This is a genomic window from Tardiphaga sp. (genome assembly GCF_025356345.1).
Lineage (GTDB): Bacteria > Pseudomonadota > Alphaproteobacteria > Rhizobiales > Xanthobacteraceae > Tardiphaga.
Genome location: NZ_JANXTC010000185.1, coordinates 14,210 through 27,251, shown reverse-complemented (window position 1 = coordinate 27,251; position 13,042 = coordinate 14,210). Strand labels below are relative to the sequence as shown.

The window sequence follows — 13,042 nt, the reverse complement described above, 5'->3', positions numbered from 1 at the left end:
GCGCCATCGCCATCAAGGCCGCGCTGGAGCGCGCGGGCATCGAGCCGGCGCGGGTTTCCGAGGTGATCATGGGTCAGATCCTGACCGCGGCACAGGGCCAGAACCCCGCCCGCCAGGCCTCGATCGCCGCCGGCATTCCGGTGGAAAGCCCGGCCTGGGGCGTCAATCAACTCTGCGGTTCGGGTCTGCGCACCGTGGCGCTGGGCTATCAGGCGCTGCGCAATGGCGACTCCGAGATCGTCGTCGCCGGCGGCCAGGAATCCATGAGCATGGCGCCGCACGCGCAATATCTGCGTGGCGGCGTCAAGATGGGTCCGGTGGAATTCATCGACACCATGATCAAGGACGGGCTGTGGGATGCCTTCAACGGCTATCACATGGGCAACACCGCCGAGAACGTCGCCAAGCAGTACCAGATCACGCGCCAGCAGCAGGACGAGTTCGCGGTACACTCGCAGAACAAGGCGGAGGCGGCGCAGAAGGCCGGCCGATTCACCCAGGAGATCGTTCCGGTCACCGTCAAGTCGCGCAAGGGCGACATCATCGTCAGCGATGATGAATATCCGCGCCACGGCGCCACCGTCGAGGCGATGGCCAAGCTGAAGCCGGCCTTCGAGAAGGACGGCACCGTGACCGCCGGCTCCGCCTCCGGCATCAATGACGGCGCCGCGGCCGTGGTGCTGATGACCGCGAAGCAGGCCGCCAAGGAGGGCCTCACCCCGCTCGCCCGCATCGTGTCGTGGGGCCAGGCCGGCGTCGATCCGAAAGTGATGGGCACCGGGCCGATCCCGGCGTCGCGCGCGGCGCTGAAGAAGGCCGGCTGGACCATCAATGATCTCGATCTGATCGAGGCCAACGAAGCCTTCGCGGCGCAGGCCTGCGCCGTCAACAAGGACCTCGGCTGGGATCCCACCAAGGTCAACGTCAATGGCGGCGCCATCGCGATCGGTCACCCGGTCGGCGCGTCGGGCGCGCGCGTGCTGGTGACGCTGCTGCACGAGATGCAGAAGCGCGACGCCAAGAAGGCCCTTGCGACTCTGTGTATCGGCGGCGGCATGGGCATCGCGATGTGCCTCGCGCGCGACTAAACTCGCGGCGTTGCGTGGCGAAAACATCGGCTCGCGATTGCACTGCACACTGATAAACATGCCCGGCGCCTCGCGCCGGGCATTTTTACTTGATGTGGCTCGCACGGCCGGATTAATTCGCTACTATAAAATCAAGAGCGAGGGAGGCATTGAGCATGGCACGTGTGGCATTGGTTACCGGGGGAACACGCGGCATCGGCGCCGCCATCAGCAAGGCGTTGAAGACCGCCGGTTACAGCGTTGCCGCCTGCTATGCCGGCAACGACGCGGCGGCGGAAAAATTCAACGGCGAAACTGGTATTCCCGTCTACAAATGGGACGTCAGTTCATTCGAGGCCTGCGCCGAGGGCGTGAAGAAAGTCGAAGCCGATCTCGGCCCGGTCGAGGTGCTGGTCAACAATGCCGGCATCACCAAGGACGGCGCGTTTCACAAGATGACCGCGGAGCAGTGGAATCTGGTGGTCAACACCAATCTCGGCTCGCTGTTCAACATGACGCGGCCGGTGATCGAAGGCATGCGCGCGCGAAAATTCGGGCGCGTCATCAACATCTCCTCGATCAACGGCCAGAAGGGCCAGTTCGGCCAGGTCAATTATTCAGCGGCCAAGGCCGGCGATCTCGGCTTCACCAAGGCGCTGGCGCTGGAAAACGCCAAGCTCGGCATCACCGTCAATGTGATATGCCCCGGCTACATCAACACCGAGATGGTGCAGGCGGTGCCGAAGGACGTGCTCGAGAAGAACATCCTGCCGCAGATTCCGGTCGGCCGGCTCGGCGAACCCGAGGAAATCGCCCGCACCGTGATCTTCCTCGCCGCCGACGAGGCCGGCTTCATCACCGGCTCGACGCTGACGGTGAATGGCGGGCAATATCACGCGTGACGACGTGTCATTCCGGGGCGCGGGCGGCGCCAGCCGACCGCGAACCCGGAATTCCGGGCTTTTCATACCAACTCGGGATTCCGGGTTCGCTCGCAGCTGGCGCTGCTCCCGCCCCGGAATGACAGTTATGGTTTCATGACTGCCCGCGCCGCCACCCTGATCGGGCTCACCGCCATCCTGATGTGGTCGCTGCTGTCGGTGATGACGGTGGCGACCGGGCTGATCCCGCCATTCCAGCTGATGGCGATGAGCTTTGCGATCGGCGCGGTGGCCAGTCTTGCGGTGCGACCGCGCGCATGGCGGGCCTGGAAGCAGCGATGGCCCGCCGCGCTGGTCGGCATCGGCGGGTTGTTCGGCTATCACGCGCTGTATTTCGTGGCGCTGCGGCTGGCGCCGCCGGCCGAAGCCGGGTTGCTGAACTATCTGTGGCCGCTGCTGATCGTCTTGTTCTCCGCGCTGCTGCCGGGCGAGCGGCTGCGCCCGCATCATGTGGTCGGCGCGCTGCTCGGGCTGGCCGGCACGATCCTGCTGCTGGCCGGCCAGATCGAACTGACAATGAGTTCGGCCGCCTTCGCCGGCTATCTGGCCGCGCTCGCCGCCGCCTTCGTCTGGGCCGGCTATTCGGTGCTGTCGCGGCGCTTCAAGGACGTGCCGACCGACGCGGTCGCGTTCTATTGCGCTGTCACGGCCGTGCTCGCCTTCCTCGTGCATCGCGCCTGCGAACTGCCGGTGTGGCCGGCGGGGCCGCTGGCCTGGGTGGCGATCGCAGCCCTTGGCCTCGGCCCGGTCGGCGCGGCGTTCTTTGCCTGGGACGTCGGCATGAAGCGCGGCGATATCCGCGTGCTGGGCGCCGCCTCCTACGCCACGCCGCTGCTGTCGACCGGGTTTCTCATCCTCGCCGGCTATACCCAGCCCAGCGCCCACATCGCGCTCGCCGCCGCGCTGATCGCCGGCGGCGGGTTGATCGCGGCGAAGGACATGGTGTCAGGCCGCGGGGCGGGTTAGCGCGCAGCGCGTAACCTTCCCTACTGCTTCGGCATCCAGCCCCGCGGCGCCAGTTCAAACGTCGCAAAATCAAAACCCGGCGCCACGGTGCAGCCGACCAGCGTCCAGTCGCCGGTGCTCGCCGCCGCCTGCCAGGCGTGCGGCGGCACGATGCCCTGCGGTTGTTCGCCGGCGGCGAGGTCGGAGCCGAGCCGGAGGGTGCGGACGCCATTGGCATCGGCGATCTCCAGCAATAACGGGCTGCCGGCGTGCCAGTGCCAGATCTCGACCGCGTCGATGCGGTGCCAGTGCGAGCGCTCGCCCCGCCGCAGCAGGAAGTAGATCGCGGTGGACAGCGACCGCCCGTCGGCATCGACCCGGACATCGCGAAACGTCTCGCGATAATGCCCGCCTTCCGGATGTGGCCGCAGCTCCAGTCGCGCGATGATCGCGGCGGCGGTTTCGGTCATGACTTGTTTTTGCGCTCGCGCAATTCGGCGAACACGTCGTCGGCGCTGAATCCCTTCAGCCGCACCGCGGCGGCGACCGCCGGATCATCGGCGCGCAGGAACAAATTGGTTTTCTTCTCGTCGCCGAGCAGCACCGGAATGGTCGGCTTGCCGGCGGCGCGCAGCCGCGTCACTTCCTCGGCGCGTGCCTTCAGCGCCTCGTTGTGGGGCTCGATGCCGAGCGCGAATTTGACGTTGGCGGCGGTGTATTCGTGGCCGCAATACAGACGGAAATCATCCGGCAGTTCGCGCAGCCGAAGCAGCGACTGCCACATCATCGGATAGGTACCTTCGAACACCCGGCCGCAGCCGATCGAAAACAGCGTGTCGGCGGCGAACAGCGCGCGCTCGCTGTCGAACACATAGGAGACGTGGTCGAGCGTATGGCCCGGGGTTTCCAGCACGCGGGCGATCAGCGCGCCGACCTGCACGAAATCATCCTCGCCGACGCGAATGTCGACGTCCTGGATCGCGACCTTCTGGTCGTGCGGCGCGGTGACCCGGCAGTCATAGGTCTGCTTCAGCTCCTTGACGCCGCCGACATGGTCGGCGTGGTGATGGGTGATCAGGATATCGGTGAGCTTCCAGCCTTCGCGCCGCAGCACCTCGATGATCGGTCTGGCATCGGGCGCGTCGATCGAAGCGGTGGCGCCGCTCTGCGGGTCGTGGATCAGATAGCCGAAATTGTCGGAGAGGCAGGGGAACAGGCGAATTTCGGCGGCCATGAGATCTCCAGGTAGTCGTCGACGCAGTCTGTGACATATGGCGTTAAGCCTGCCCCGGCAATGCGATATTCGGGGCATCCCGGCGTCCGCCGACATGGTAGAACGCGCCATGACTATCGACGTGATCGACCTCCGGGACTTCTATTCGCGCCGCCTCGGCATCGTGGCTCGGCGACTGATCAACCGCGCGATCCACGCCCATTGGCCGAACGCCCAGGGCCAGCGCGTGCTCGGGCTGGGCTACCCGACGCCTTATCTCGGCCTGTTTCGGGAGAACAGCGAGCGCTGCATCGCCTTCATGCCGGCGGCGCAGGGCGTGCTGAAATGGCCGACGGCGAAGCCGACGCTGGCGACGCTGGTCGACGAGTTCTCGCTGCCGCTGCCGGATGCCGCGGTTGATCGCATCATTCTCGTCCATGCGCTGGAAATGTCCGACGATCCCGAAGGCTTGCTGCGCGAGATCTGGCGGGTGCTGGCGCCGTCCGGCCGGGTGCTGGCGATCATTCCGAACCGCCGCGGCGTCTGGACCCGCACCGACCACACCCCGTTCGGCCATGGCCGGCCGTATTCGCGCAGCCAGATCACGCAGCTGCTGCGGCAGACCTGGTTCACGCCGACCTCATGGAGCGAGGCATTGTTCATGCCGCCGTTCGGCGTCGGCTGGTTCCTGCGCTCGGCGATGGCGTGGGAGAAGGTCGGCGCGGCGCTGGCGCTGCCCTTCGCCGGCGTCCATATCGTCGAGGCCACCAAACAGGTCTACCGGGCGATTCCGGCCAAGCGCGAACGCTCACGGCTGATGCCGGCGCTGCAGCCGGTGCTGGTGCCGTCGGCGCGGCAGCGGAGCGAGGAAGACGAGATGCCGGACGCCAAGCCGCAGCGGCAGTGAGCCCTGTGTCCCGGACGCGGCGCGGCCTAGCGAAGCGAAGCTTCGCGCGGCTTGTGCCGCTCCGCGGAGCCGGGACCGTCACGGGCGCCGGCGATTTGGGCGGTGCCGGCTCTGCCGTGCGCGACGCCGCCAGGAGGCGGAGCAATGCACGGCGTCCGGGACACGTAAAATTACTTCTCCGCCAACGGATGCAGGTCGCGGACCAGGCTTTTCAGCCGCTCTTCCACCACATGGGTGTAGATCTGCGTCGTCGAGATATCGGTGTGGCCGAGCAGCGTCTGCACGATGCGCAGGTCGGCGCCGTTGTGCAGCAGGTGGCTGGCGAAGGCATGGCGCAGCACATGCGGGCTGACCAGATGCGGCGCGATGCCGGAGGCGGCGGCGAGCTCCTTGAGGTCGCGGGCAAAATGCTGCCGCGTCAGATGGCCGCTTTCGCCGAATGATGGAAACAGCCATTTCGACACCGCGCCCTTGCCGGCCTCGCGCCGCAGCGCCGCGGTGGCCTCGAGATATTCCGCCATCGCCTGCTTGGCGCTGTCGTTGAGCGGCACCATGCGCTCCTTGTTGCCCTTGCCGCGCACCACGATCATGCGGGCGTCGTGTCGCGCCGCGGTCAGCGGCAGCGACACCAGCTCGGAAACGCGCAACCCGGTGGCGTAGAGCACCTCGAGCAGGCAGTAGAGCCGGGCGTCGCGCAGCCGCCGCGGCGCCGGGGTCCCGTCCTTCACCGCCAGCGCCCTGGCATGGGCCAGCATGCGGTCGACATCGCCGATCGACAGCACCTTCGGCAGGCCGCGGCCGCGCTTCGGGCCAGACAGGATGGCGGCGGGATCGTCGGGGCGCAGCCGCTCGTTGAGCAGGAAGCGGAACAGATGCCGCAGCGCCGACAGCCGACGCGCCACCGTGGTCGACTTGAAGCCGCGCGCATCGAGATCCTCGAGGTAATCGCGCAGCAACTGGGTGTCGGCGGTGGCGAAACCCGATCTGGCGTGGCCGGCAAACTCCGAAAAATCCTCGAGATCGCGGCGATAGGCATCGAGCGTATTGACCCCGGCGCCCTGTTCGGCGGCCAGCATGTCGAGGAACAGGCTGGAAAGACGGGCGTCTGAGGAAGTGGTCATGGTCGCGGCCCAAATTTGATGCGCCAAAATCAAAACATCTTGTCCCGGACGCCGTGCAGCGTGAAACGCTGCTCCGCAGAGCCGGAACCATAGCAAACGCTGTCGTTTTTGGCGGTCCCGGCTCCGCGGTGCACTACGCCGCCTGGCGGCGGCGCCCTGCACTGCGTCCGGGACACGAATCCATCCGTCTACCTTCCAACCTATCCCCTATTTCTTGAGAAACTTGTCGGGCTGGATGGTGACGGTCATTTCCCGGGGTTTTGGATTGACGAAATTGGCCAGCGCGAAGATCACGCCATAGACGACCCCGGCGATCACCGCGACGACCGTCAGAAAGCGGAACAGGGTGGGCATCGGGAACTCGAAAGCGGTCAGGGGCCACGCGGCCATCCCGCCGGACACCGCCCCTGTTCGGATACAGATTACACGAGTCGCTGGCAACGCCGGCGATGGGGGTAGTATAGGTGGCCCAAATGCGGCAATCCTTTGCAACATCACCACTTCTACCGCCATGGCCTTCCCGTTCCGCCCTAACCCGTCGCAGGTGTTTTAATGTCCGAGACCATCTCGCCGGCCAGTGCCAGCGCGACCCAGGAGGCCGCGATCGTCGCGGCCCTTGGCAAGCGCTCGGTCGTGCTGGTCGGTATGATGGGTGCGGGCAAGTCGACCATCGGCCGGCGCATGGCACAGCGGCTGCGGCTGCCCTTCGTCGATGCCGACAATGAGATCGAGGCCGCCGCCGGCATGTCGATCCCGGATATTTTCGAGGTCCATGGCGAGCCGCATTTCCGCGACGGCGAGGCCCGGGTGATCGCGCGCCTGCTGGAGAGCGGCCCGATCCTGCTGGCGACCGGCGGCGGCGCTTTCATGCGCGAGGAAACTCGCGACCGGATCCGCGACCGCGCCATCTCGATGTGGCTGAAGGCCGATGCCGACGTGATCCTGCGACGGGTGCGGCGGCGCGCCGACCGGCCGCTGCTGAAGGCGGATGATCCCTCCGCGGTGATCGCCCGGCTGATCGAACTGCGGCATCCGTTCTACGCGCAGACCGACATCACGCTGGATTCCCGCGACGTGCCGCACGAGAAAATCGTCGACGAAGGCGTCATCGCGCTGCACGAGCATTTGTTCCGGCCGCGCCCGGCCTCCGCCATCTCCGAACCGACAGGCGATCCCTTGAGCCCGATCCTATGACCGCGCCATTGCAACATTCCGCCCCGATCACGGTCGAGGTGGCGCTGGGCGAGCGCGCCTACGACATCATCATCGGCCGCGACGTGCTGCCGTCGCTGGGCGCGCGGATCGCCGCGCTGCGCCCCGGCGTGCGTACCGCGATCATCACCGACCGCACGGTATCGACGCATTGGCTGGCGGCCACCGAAGCCTCGCTGGCCGAGGCCGGCATCCCGACCTCGCATTTCATTGTCGAGGACGGCGAGGGCTCGAAAACCTATGCCGGCCTCGAAAAGGTCTCCGAGGCGCTGATCGCGGCGAAGATCGAGCGCAATGATCTGGTGATCGCGCTGGGCGGCGGCGTGGTCGGGGATCTCGCCGGCTTTGCCGCCGCGATCCTGCGCCGTGGCGTCGATTTCGTGCAGGTGCCGACCTCGCTGCTGGCGCAGGTGGATTCCTCGGTCGGCGGCAAGACCGGCATCAATTCGCCAAAGGGCAAGAACCTGCTCGGCGCGTTTCATCAACCTCTTTTGGTGGTCGCCGACACCGCGGTGCTCGACACGCTGTCGCCGCGCCAGTTCCGCTCCGGCTACGCCGAAGTGGCGAAATACGGCGTGCTCGGCGACGCCGCGTTCTTCGCCTGGCTGGAGGCCAACCATACCGAGATCGTGCGCGGCGGCGCCGCCCGCGAACACGCCATCGCCACCTCGTGCCGCGCCAAGGCAGCGATCGTCGCCCGCGACGAGCGCGAGAATGGCGAGCGCGCGCTGCTCAATCTCGGCCACACCTTCGGTCACGCGCTGGAGGCCGTCACCGGCTTCTCCGACCGGCTGTTTCACGGCGAAGGCGTCGCGGTCGGCATGGTGCTGGCGGCGCAGCTCTCCGCGCAGCTTGGCCTGATCGCCGAGTCGGATGCCACGCGGGTCAAACAACATCTCGCCGAGGCCGGCCTGCCGACCAGCCTGCGGGACATCGCCGGCTTTGCTCAGGAAGGCCTCGCCGACGCCGACACGCTGATGGGGCTGATGGCGCAGGACAAGAAGGTGAAGCGCGGCAGACTGACCTTTATCCTGCTGCGAGCGGTAGGACAGGCGATCATCGCCCCCGACGTCGAGCCGGCCGTCGTGCACGATTTCCTCGCGCGCCAACTCGCCACGCCCCTATAGCGTCACGCCGGGACCGTTGACGCCTGCATGCGCCGGCCCCTGCCCGACAACGGAATGGATCGACTATGGACTGGATCACCTGCGTCATCGTGCTCGGCTGCCTGCTGGTATCCGCGTTCTTCTCCGCCAGCGAAACCGCGCTCACCGCCGCGTCGCGCGCCAGCATGTTGCGGCTGTCGAAACAGGGCAATCGCGAAGCCGGCGTGGTCACCGGCCTGTTCGCGATGCGCGGGCGGATGATCGGCGCGCTGCTGCTCGGCAACAACATCTCCAATATCGCCGCCTCGGCGCTGGCGACCGGGCTGTTCACCGCCTGGTTCGGCGATGTCGGCGTGCTCTACGCCACCGGCGTGATGACGGTGCTGGTGGTGATCTTCGCCGAGGTGCTGCCGAAGACCGTCGCCATCAACGCGCCGGACCGGGTGTCGCTGCTGGTGGCGCGGCCGATGATGGTGATGGTGATCTTCCTGGCGCCGCTGCTGATGCTGATCGAGGCCATTGTCCGCGTGTTGATGCGGCTGGTCGGGATTCCGCTCGGCCACAACCAGCCGATCCTGTCGCCGACCGAGCGGCTGCGCAGCGCCGTCGACCTGATCCATCAGGAGGGCGGCGTCGAGAAGCAGGACCGCGACATGCTGGGTGGCCTGCTCGACCTCAACGAGCTGCAGGTCTCCGACGTCATGGTCCACCGCACCGAGATGGTGATGATCAATGCCGACCTGCCCTCCGAGGAACTGGTGCGCGAGGTGCTGGCCACCGAATACACGCGGATCCCGCTGTGGCGCGACAAGCCGGAAAACATCGTCGGCGTGCTGCATGCCAAGGACTTGCTGCGCGCGATCCGCGCCAGCGAAGGCGACATGAGCAAGATCGACGTCTCCACCATCGCGCTGCCGCCATGGTTCGTGCCGGAGATGCGCCCGGTGTCGGATCAGTTGAAGGCGTTCCGCCGTCGCAAGACCCATTTCGCGCTGGTGGTCGACGAATATGGCGAAGTCGAAGGCATGGTAACGCTGGAGGATATTCTCGAGGAGATCGTCGGCGACATTTCCGACGAGCATGACGTGGTGGTCGCCGGCGTCCGCGCGCAGTCCGACGGCTCGGTGGTGGTCGATGGCTCGGTACCAATCCGCGACCTCAACCGCGCGCTGGACTGGCACCTGCCCGACGCCGAAGCCACCACCGTCGCCGGCCTGGTGATCCACGAGGCGCGCTCGATCCCGGAGCGCGGCCAGAGTTTTACGTTCCACGGCTTCCGCTTCCGCGTGCTGCGCCGCGAACGCAACCGCATCACCGCGCTGCGGATCGGCCCGGTGCCGAAAGAGCCGGAGCCGCTCGGCAAGAAGCCAAGAGCGGGCACGGCATTCTAGAGTCAGATCCGGTTTGCTTGAATCGTGTCCCGGACGCGGTGCATTGCGCCTCCACAAGGAGGCGTAGTGCTCCGCGGAGCCGGGACCGCCACGAAACTCAGCACTTGGTAGGGTCCCGGATCCGCGGAGCGGCACTTCGCGCCGCACCGCGTCCGGGACAGGTCAGTGCGTTTTGTTGGCTTCCGCCGTGGTCAGCGCCTTCAGCGCCAGCGCGTGAACGGAGCCCGCGAGTTCCGCGGCCAAAGTGGCGTTGATCATGCGGTGGCGGTCGATCCGGCTCTTCCCTTCGAACGCTTGCGACACGATATGAACCCGGAAATGGGTTTCGCCCTCGGGCCGATGCCCCATGTGGCCAGCGTGCAGATGCGACTCGTCGGTGACGTCGAGGCGGTCCGGCGCGAAGGCGGCGTGCAGCTTTTCAGCAATGATGTCTTTGACTGTCATGCTTACAGGCTTAACGTTTACGGCCCACAATCGTCAATTGCCGGCCATGCGGCGCAGCGAGGATCCATAATCCGAATGTCAAGACTTGAAGCTTTTCGCATTGCGTTGTCATAGTCAGCCATGGCCATCGACTCATCCAAATTCTTCGACTCCATCCGCATCAAGCCCAACAAGCTGAGCGCCAAGCAGCAGGCCGCCGCCAAAGAAGAAGCGGCGATGTGCGAATGGCCGGAGTGCAAGAACAAGGGTCCGCACCGCGCCCCCAAGGGCCGTGCGAATGACAAGGAATACTGGCATTTCTGCCTGAACCACGTCCGCGAATACAACCAGTCGTATAATTTCTTCTCCGGCATGACGCTGGACGCGGTGGCGAAGTACCAGAAGGACGCGCTGACCGGCCATCGTCCGACCTGGAAGATGGGCGCCAATGGCAGCAAGGGCAAAGGCACCAGCCCGGAAGCCGACCTCGAAGGCGCCGCCGATCCGTTCGCGATGTTCTCCGAGCTCAATGGCCGCAACCGCTGGCGACCTGGTCCGGGCGCCAAGGCGCAGGCACCGAAGGTCGAGACGCGAAAGATCTTCAACGCCGAACGCAAGGCGCTGCAGGTCATGGGCCTTGGCCCCGACGCCACGCTGGAAACCGTGAAGTCGACCTACAAGGCGCTGGTCAAGCAGCACCATCCCGACGCCAATGGCGGCGACCGCTCCACCGAGGACCGGCTGATCGAGATCATCAAGGCGTACAACTACCTGAAGACGGTGGTTCGCGGCTCCTGAGGCTGGGCTGAAAGCGCCCTCCGCCGTCATGGCGAGGATCCCACGGGTCCGGCTGCGCCGGCCCGATGACAACTCAGCGGCGCGGCAATCCATGACACAAGCGAAGACTGGATTGCCTCGCCGCGACGGCTCCTCGCCATGACGAGGACAGACCGGCCCCGCATCGCTATCATTTGATTAAACATGTCGGCATTGCCGCTGCCTTTATTTCGCCTCTTCCCCGTTTCGGCCGTAATTCGGCCCCCTCCCGGCGGTTTAACCACACGGTGCCAAGGGTTCGGGAACCCCGCGGCCCGACTGGCTTGCGGGCCCGGGGCCTCGGGAATAATCTGCGTCCACGGCCTGGGCGTGATGGTGTTTTGGGGTGTGCAAACGCCCATCGGCTGCGGAGCTTCGCTTTGATCAATCGCTCGATCGTTCGTGTGCTTGTCACCTCGGCTGTGCTGGCCGCGGGCCTCGCACTGGCCGGATGCAACACCGACGAAATCTCGCTCGCGAATAATGCCAAGGCCAACCAGCCGGTGCCGGCCCGGCTAATCGCCGAGATGCAGGAAAAGGACATGGACCTGCAGTCGCCGATGCTGGTGCGGCTGTTCAAGCAGGAGGCCGAACTCGAGGTCTGGAAACAGACCCGTTCCGGCCAGTTCGCGCTGCTCAAGACCTATCCGATCTGCCGCTGGTCGGGCGACCTCGGCCCCAAGGTCAAGGAAGGCGACCGCCAGGCGCCGGAGGGTTTTTACGCGATCTCGCCGGCGCAGATGAATCCGCGCTCGGCCTATTATTTGTCGTTCAACACCGGCTTCCCCAACGCCTTCGACAAGTCGCTGGGACGCACCGGCTCCGAGCTGATGGTGCATGGCGATTGCTCGTCGCGCGGCTGCTACGCGATGACCGACGAGCAGATCGCCGAGATCTATTCGCTGGGTCGCGAATCCTTCTTCGGCGGCCAGCGCTCGTTCCAGTTCGCGGCGTTCCCGTTCAAGATGACGCCGGTCAACATGGCCAGGCACCGCAACAATCCGAACATGCCGTTCTGGAAGATGATCAAGCAGGGCTATGATCATTTCGAGGTGACGAAGCAGGAGCCGAAGGTCGAATTCTGTGAACAGAAATACGTGTTCGACCCGGCCGCGCCGGCCGGCTCGACCAAGCCGCTGGTGTTCAATGCCGCCGCCAAATGCCCGGCCTATTCGGTGCCGTCGGAGATCGCCGACGCCGTCGCCGCCAAGCAGCAGCAGGACGAGGCCCGCACCAATGAGCTGATCGCCAAGGGGACCCCGGTGGCGATGCGCCGTCCCGATATCGACGGCGGCATGAACAAGATCTTTGCCTCGAAGCTGCCGGACGGCTCGACCGGCCTGTCGGATTCGGAAGCGCCGGGCCTGCAGAGCGTGGCGATGGCGCGCGCGCCGGGCACCATTCCGCCGCACGTCAATCCGCCGAAACCGAACCTCGCGCCAAGCTCGGCGTCGCTGTTCGCCGCCCCGGATGAGCCGACGGTCGCCGCCAGCCCGGAGACCCGGGTAGCCTCGGTATCCTCGGAGGGCGGATTTTTCAGCAGCCTGGCCAAGAAGGTCGGGATCGGTAATTCCGCGGAAACCACCGCCGTCACATCGGCGCCCGCGCCGGTCGCGGCAAAGCCGAAAGTGGCCAAGCCCGGCAGGCCGGCGGAGCCGGCACGTCCGATGGTTGCCGGCACGCCTCGACAGGTGCCGACGCCGGCTGATTCCAAAGTCGCGACCGCTGCCCCGCGCCCGCCGCTGAAGCCGACCGTCGCAGCCGACCAGCCGATATCGTCCGGTGGTGGTTCGCTGGCCGGCGCCGCCGCCGTGGTCCCCGCCAATTCCTTCGACAGCCGGTTTTCCGCCACCAGATAGGCGATCGCAGCTATCGCCCCCGGGCGATCGCCGTCGCGCGT

14 protein-coding genes are annotated in these 13,042 nt (G+C 66.2%); 9 read left to right on the top strand and 5 right to left on the bottom strand.

The window, feature by feature from the left end:
* The 3 genes from Q0S16_RS10940 to Q0S16_RS10930 all read left to right on the top strand — a co-directional run.
* Positions 1 to 1,088: acetyl-CoA C-acetyltransferase (locus Q0S16_RS10940; protein ID WP_295848089.1), on the top strand; the 1,088-nt coding region annotated here is incomplete at its 5' end.
* A 155-nt stretch (positions 1,089 to 1,243) separates the two neighbouring features.
* Entirely contained in the window at positions 1,244 to 1,969 is a 726-nt protein-coding gene (gene phbB, locus Q0S16_RS10935) for an acetoacetyl-CoA reductase (RefSeq protein ID WP_295848087.1), read from the top strand.
* A 135-nt stretch (positions 1,970 to 2,104) separates the two neighbouring features.
* Positions 2,105 to 2,974, top strand: coding sequence for an EamA family transporter (locus tag Q0S16_RS10930; protein WP_295848085.1), 870 nt, complete (start codon positions 2,105 to 2,107; stop codon positions 2,972 to 2,974).
* A 20-nt stretch (positions 2,975 to 2,994) separates the two neighbouring features.
* Here the strand turns inward: Q0S16_RS10930 and Q0S16_RS10925 are convergent, their stop codons facing one another.
* On the bottom strand, positions 2,995 to 3,423 hold the full coding sequence (locus tag Q0S16_RS10925; RefSeq protein ID WP_295848082.1) for a cupin domain-containing protein: 429 nt from the start codon (positions 3,421 to 3,423) through the stop codon (positions 2,995 to 2,997).
* Positions 3,420 to 4,187 (bottom strand): hydroxyacylglutathione hydrolase, encoded by a 768-nt coding sequence (gene gloB / locus Q0S16_RS10920; protein ID WP_295848080.1) that lies wholly within the window; start codon positions 4,185 to 4,187, stop codon positions 3,420 to 3,422. Before gloB ends, Q0S16_RS10925 begins: the two co-directional genes overlap by 4 nt.
* A gap of 109 nt (positions 4,188 to 4,296) precedes the next feature.
* Between gloB and Q0S16_RS10915 the strand changes: the two genes are divergently transcribed.
* Positions 4,297 to 5,073 carry a methyltransferase domain-containing protein gene (locus Q0S16_RS10915; RefSeq protein WP_295848078.1) on the top strand — a complete coding sequence of 259 codons (777 nt, stop codon included), beginning with the start codon at positions 4,297 to 4,299 and terminating at the stop codon, positions 5,071 to 5,073.
* Between the two features lie 170 nt (positions 5,074 to 5,243).
* Here the strand turns inward: Q0S16_RS10915 and xerD are convergent, their stop codons facing one another.
* Positions 5,244 to 6,194 (bottom strand): site-specific tyrosine recombinase XerD, encoded by a 951-nt coding sequence (gene xerD / locus Q0S16_RS10910; protein ID WP_295848076.1) that lies wholly within the window; start codon positions 6,192 to 6,194, stop codon positions 5,244 to 5,246.
* 207 nt (positions 6,195 to 6,401) lie between these two features.
* On the bottom strand, positions 6,402 to 6,548 hold the full coding sequence (locus Q0S16_RS10905; protein WP_295848074.1) for a histidine kinase: 147 nt from the start codon (positions 6,546 to 6,548) through the stop codon (positions 6,402 to 6,404).
* Positions 6,549 to 6,746: 198 nt separating this feature from the next.
* On the opposite strand from Q0S16_RS10905, the gene Q0S16_RS10900 reads away from it, so the two are divergent.
* From Q0S16_RS10900 to Q0S16_RS10890, 3 genes are all read left to right on the top strand, one after another.
* The gene (locus tag Q0S16_RS10900; protein ID WP_295848072.1) at positions 6,747 to 7,388 is read left to right on the top strand and encodes a shikimate kinase; all 642 of its coding nucleotides are present in this window, start codon (positions 6,747 to 6,749) and stop codon (positions 7,386 to 7,388) included.
* Positions 7,385 to 8,533 (top strand): 3-dehydroquinate synthase, encoded by a 1,149-nt coding sequence (gene aroB, locus Q0S16_RS10895; protein WP_295848071.1) that lies wholly within the window; start codon positions 7,385 to 7,387, stop codon positions 8,531 to 8,533. Before Q0S16_RS10900 ends, aroB begins: the two co-directional genes overlap by 4 nt.
* Before the next feature lie 65 nt (positions 8,534 to 8,598).
* Positions 8,599 to 9,903: an HlyC/CorC family transporter gene (locus tag Q0S16_RS10890; RefSeq protein ID WP_295848068.1), complete on the top strand. Its 1,305-nt coding sequence runs from the start codon at positions 8,599 to 8,601 to the stop codon at positions 9,901 to 9,903.
* A gap of 162 nt (positions 9,904 to 10,065) precedes the next feature.
* Here Q0S16_RS10890 and Q0S16_RS10885 read toward each other — a convergent pair whose 3' ends face one another.
* Entirely contained in the window at positions 10,066 to 10,347 is a 282-nt protein-coding gene (locus Q0S16_RS10885; protein WP_295848065.1) for a BolA family protein, read from the bottom strand.
* Positions 10,348 to 10,467: 120 nt separating this feature from the next.
* Between Q0S16_RS10885 and Q0S16_RS10880 the strand changes: the two genes are divergently transcribed.
* Together Q0S16_RS10880 and Q0S16_RS10875 are read left to right on the top strand one after the other, a co-directional pair.
* Positions 10,468 to 11,124 (top strand): DnaJ domain-containing protein, encoded by a 657-nt coding sequence (locus Q0S16_RS10880; RefSeq protein WP_295848062.1) that lies wholly within the window; start codon positions 10,468 to 10,470, stop codon positions 11,122 to 11,124.
* A 398-nt stretch (positions 11,125 to 11,522) separates the two neighbouring features.
* Positions 11,523 to 13,001 (top strand): hypothetical protein, encoded by a 1,479-nt coding sequence (locus tag Q0S16_RS10875; RefSeq protein WP_295848060.1) that lies wholly within the window; start codon positions 11,523 to 11,525, stop codon positions 12,999 to 13,001.
* Positions 13,002 to 13,042 lie beyond the last annotated feature (41 nt).

What these genes read in the sequence shown, in the direction of transcription:
- Q0S16_RS10905 (WP_295848074.1), bottom strand. Translation starts at nt 6,548, where the DNA reads ATGCCCACCCTGTTCCGCTTTCTGACGGTCGTCGCGGTGATCGCCGGG.
- Q0S16_RS10885 (WP_295848065.1), bottom strand. Translation starts at nt 10,347, where the DNA reads ATGACAGTCAAAGACATCATTGCTGAAAAGCTGCACGCCGCCTTCGCG.
- aroB (WP_295848071.1), top strand. Translation starts at nt 7,385, where the DNA reads ATGACCGCGCCATTGCAACATTCCGCCCCGATCACGGTCGAGGTGGCG.
- Q0S16_RS10925 (WP_295848082.1), bottom strand. Translation starts at nt 3,423, where the DNA reads ATGACCGAAACCGCCGCCGCGATCATCGCGCGACTGGAGCTGCGGCCA.
- xerD (WP_295848076.1), bottom strand. Translation starts at nt 6,194, where the DNA reads ATGACCACTTCCTCAGACGCCCGTCTTTCCAGCCTGTTCCTCGACATG.
- phbB (WP_295848087.1), top strand. Translation starts at nt 1,244, where the DNA reads ATGGCACGTGTGGCATTGGTTACCGGGGGAACACGCGGCATCGGCGCC.
- Q0S16_RS10890 (WP_295848068.1), top strand. Translation starts at nt 8,599, where the DNA reads ATGGACTGGATCACCTGCGTCATCGTGCTCGGCTGCCTGCTGGTATCC.
- Q0S16_RS10880 (WP_295848062.1), top strand. Translation starts at nt 10,468, where the DNA reads ATGGCCATCGACTCATCCAAATTCTTCGACTCCATCCGCATCAAGCCC.
- Q0S16_RS10900 (WP_295848072.1), top strand. Translation starts at nt 6,747, where the DNA reads ATGTCCGAGACCATCTCGCCGGCCAGTGCCAGCGCGACCCAGGAGGCC.
- Q0S16_RS10915 (WP_295848078.1), top strand. Translation starts at nt 4,297, where the DNA reads ATGACTATCGACGTGATCGACCTCCGGGACTTCTATTCGCGCCGCCTC.
- gloB (WP_295848080.1), bottom strand. Translation starts at nt 4,187, where the DNA reads ATGGCCGCCGAAATTCGCCTGTTCCCCTGCCTCTCCGACAATTTCGGC.
- Q0S16_RS10930 (WP_295848085.1), top strand. Translation starts at nt 2,105, where the DNA reads ATGACTGCCCGCGCCGCCACCCTGATCGGGCTCACCGCCATCCTGATG.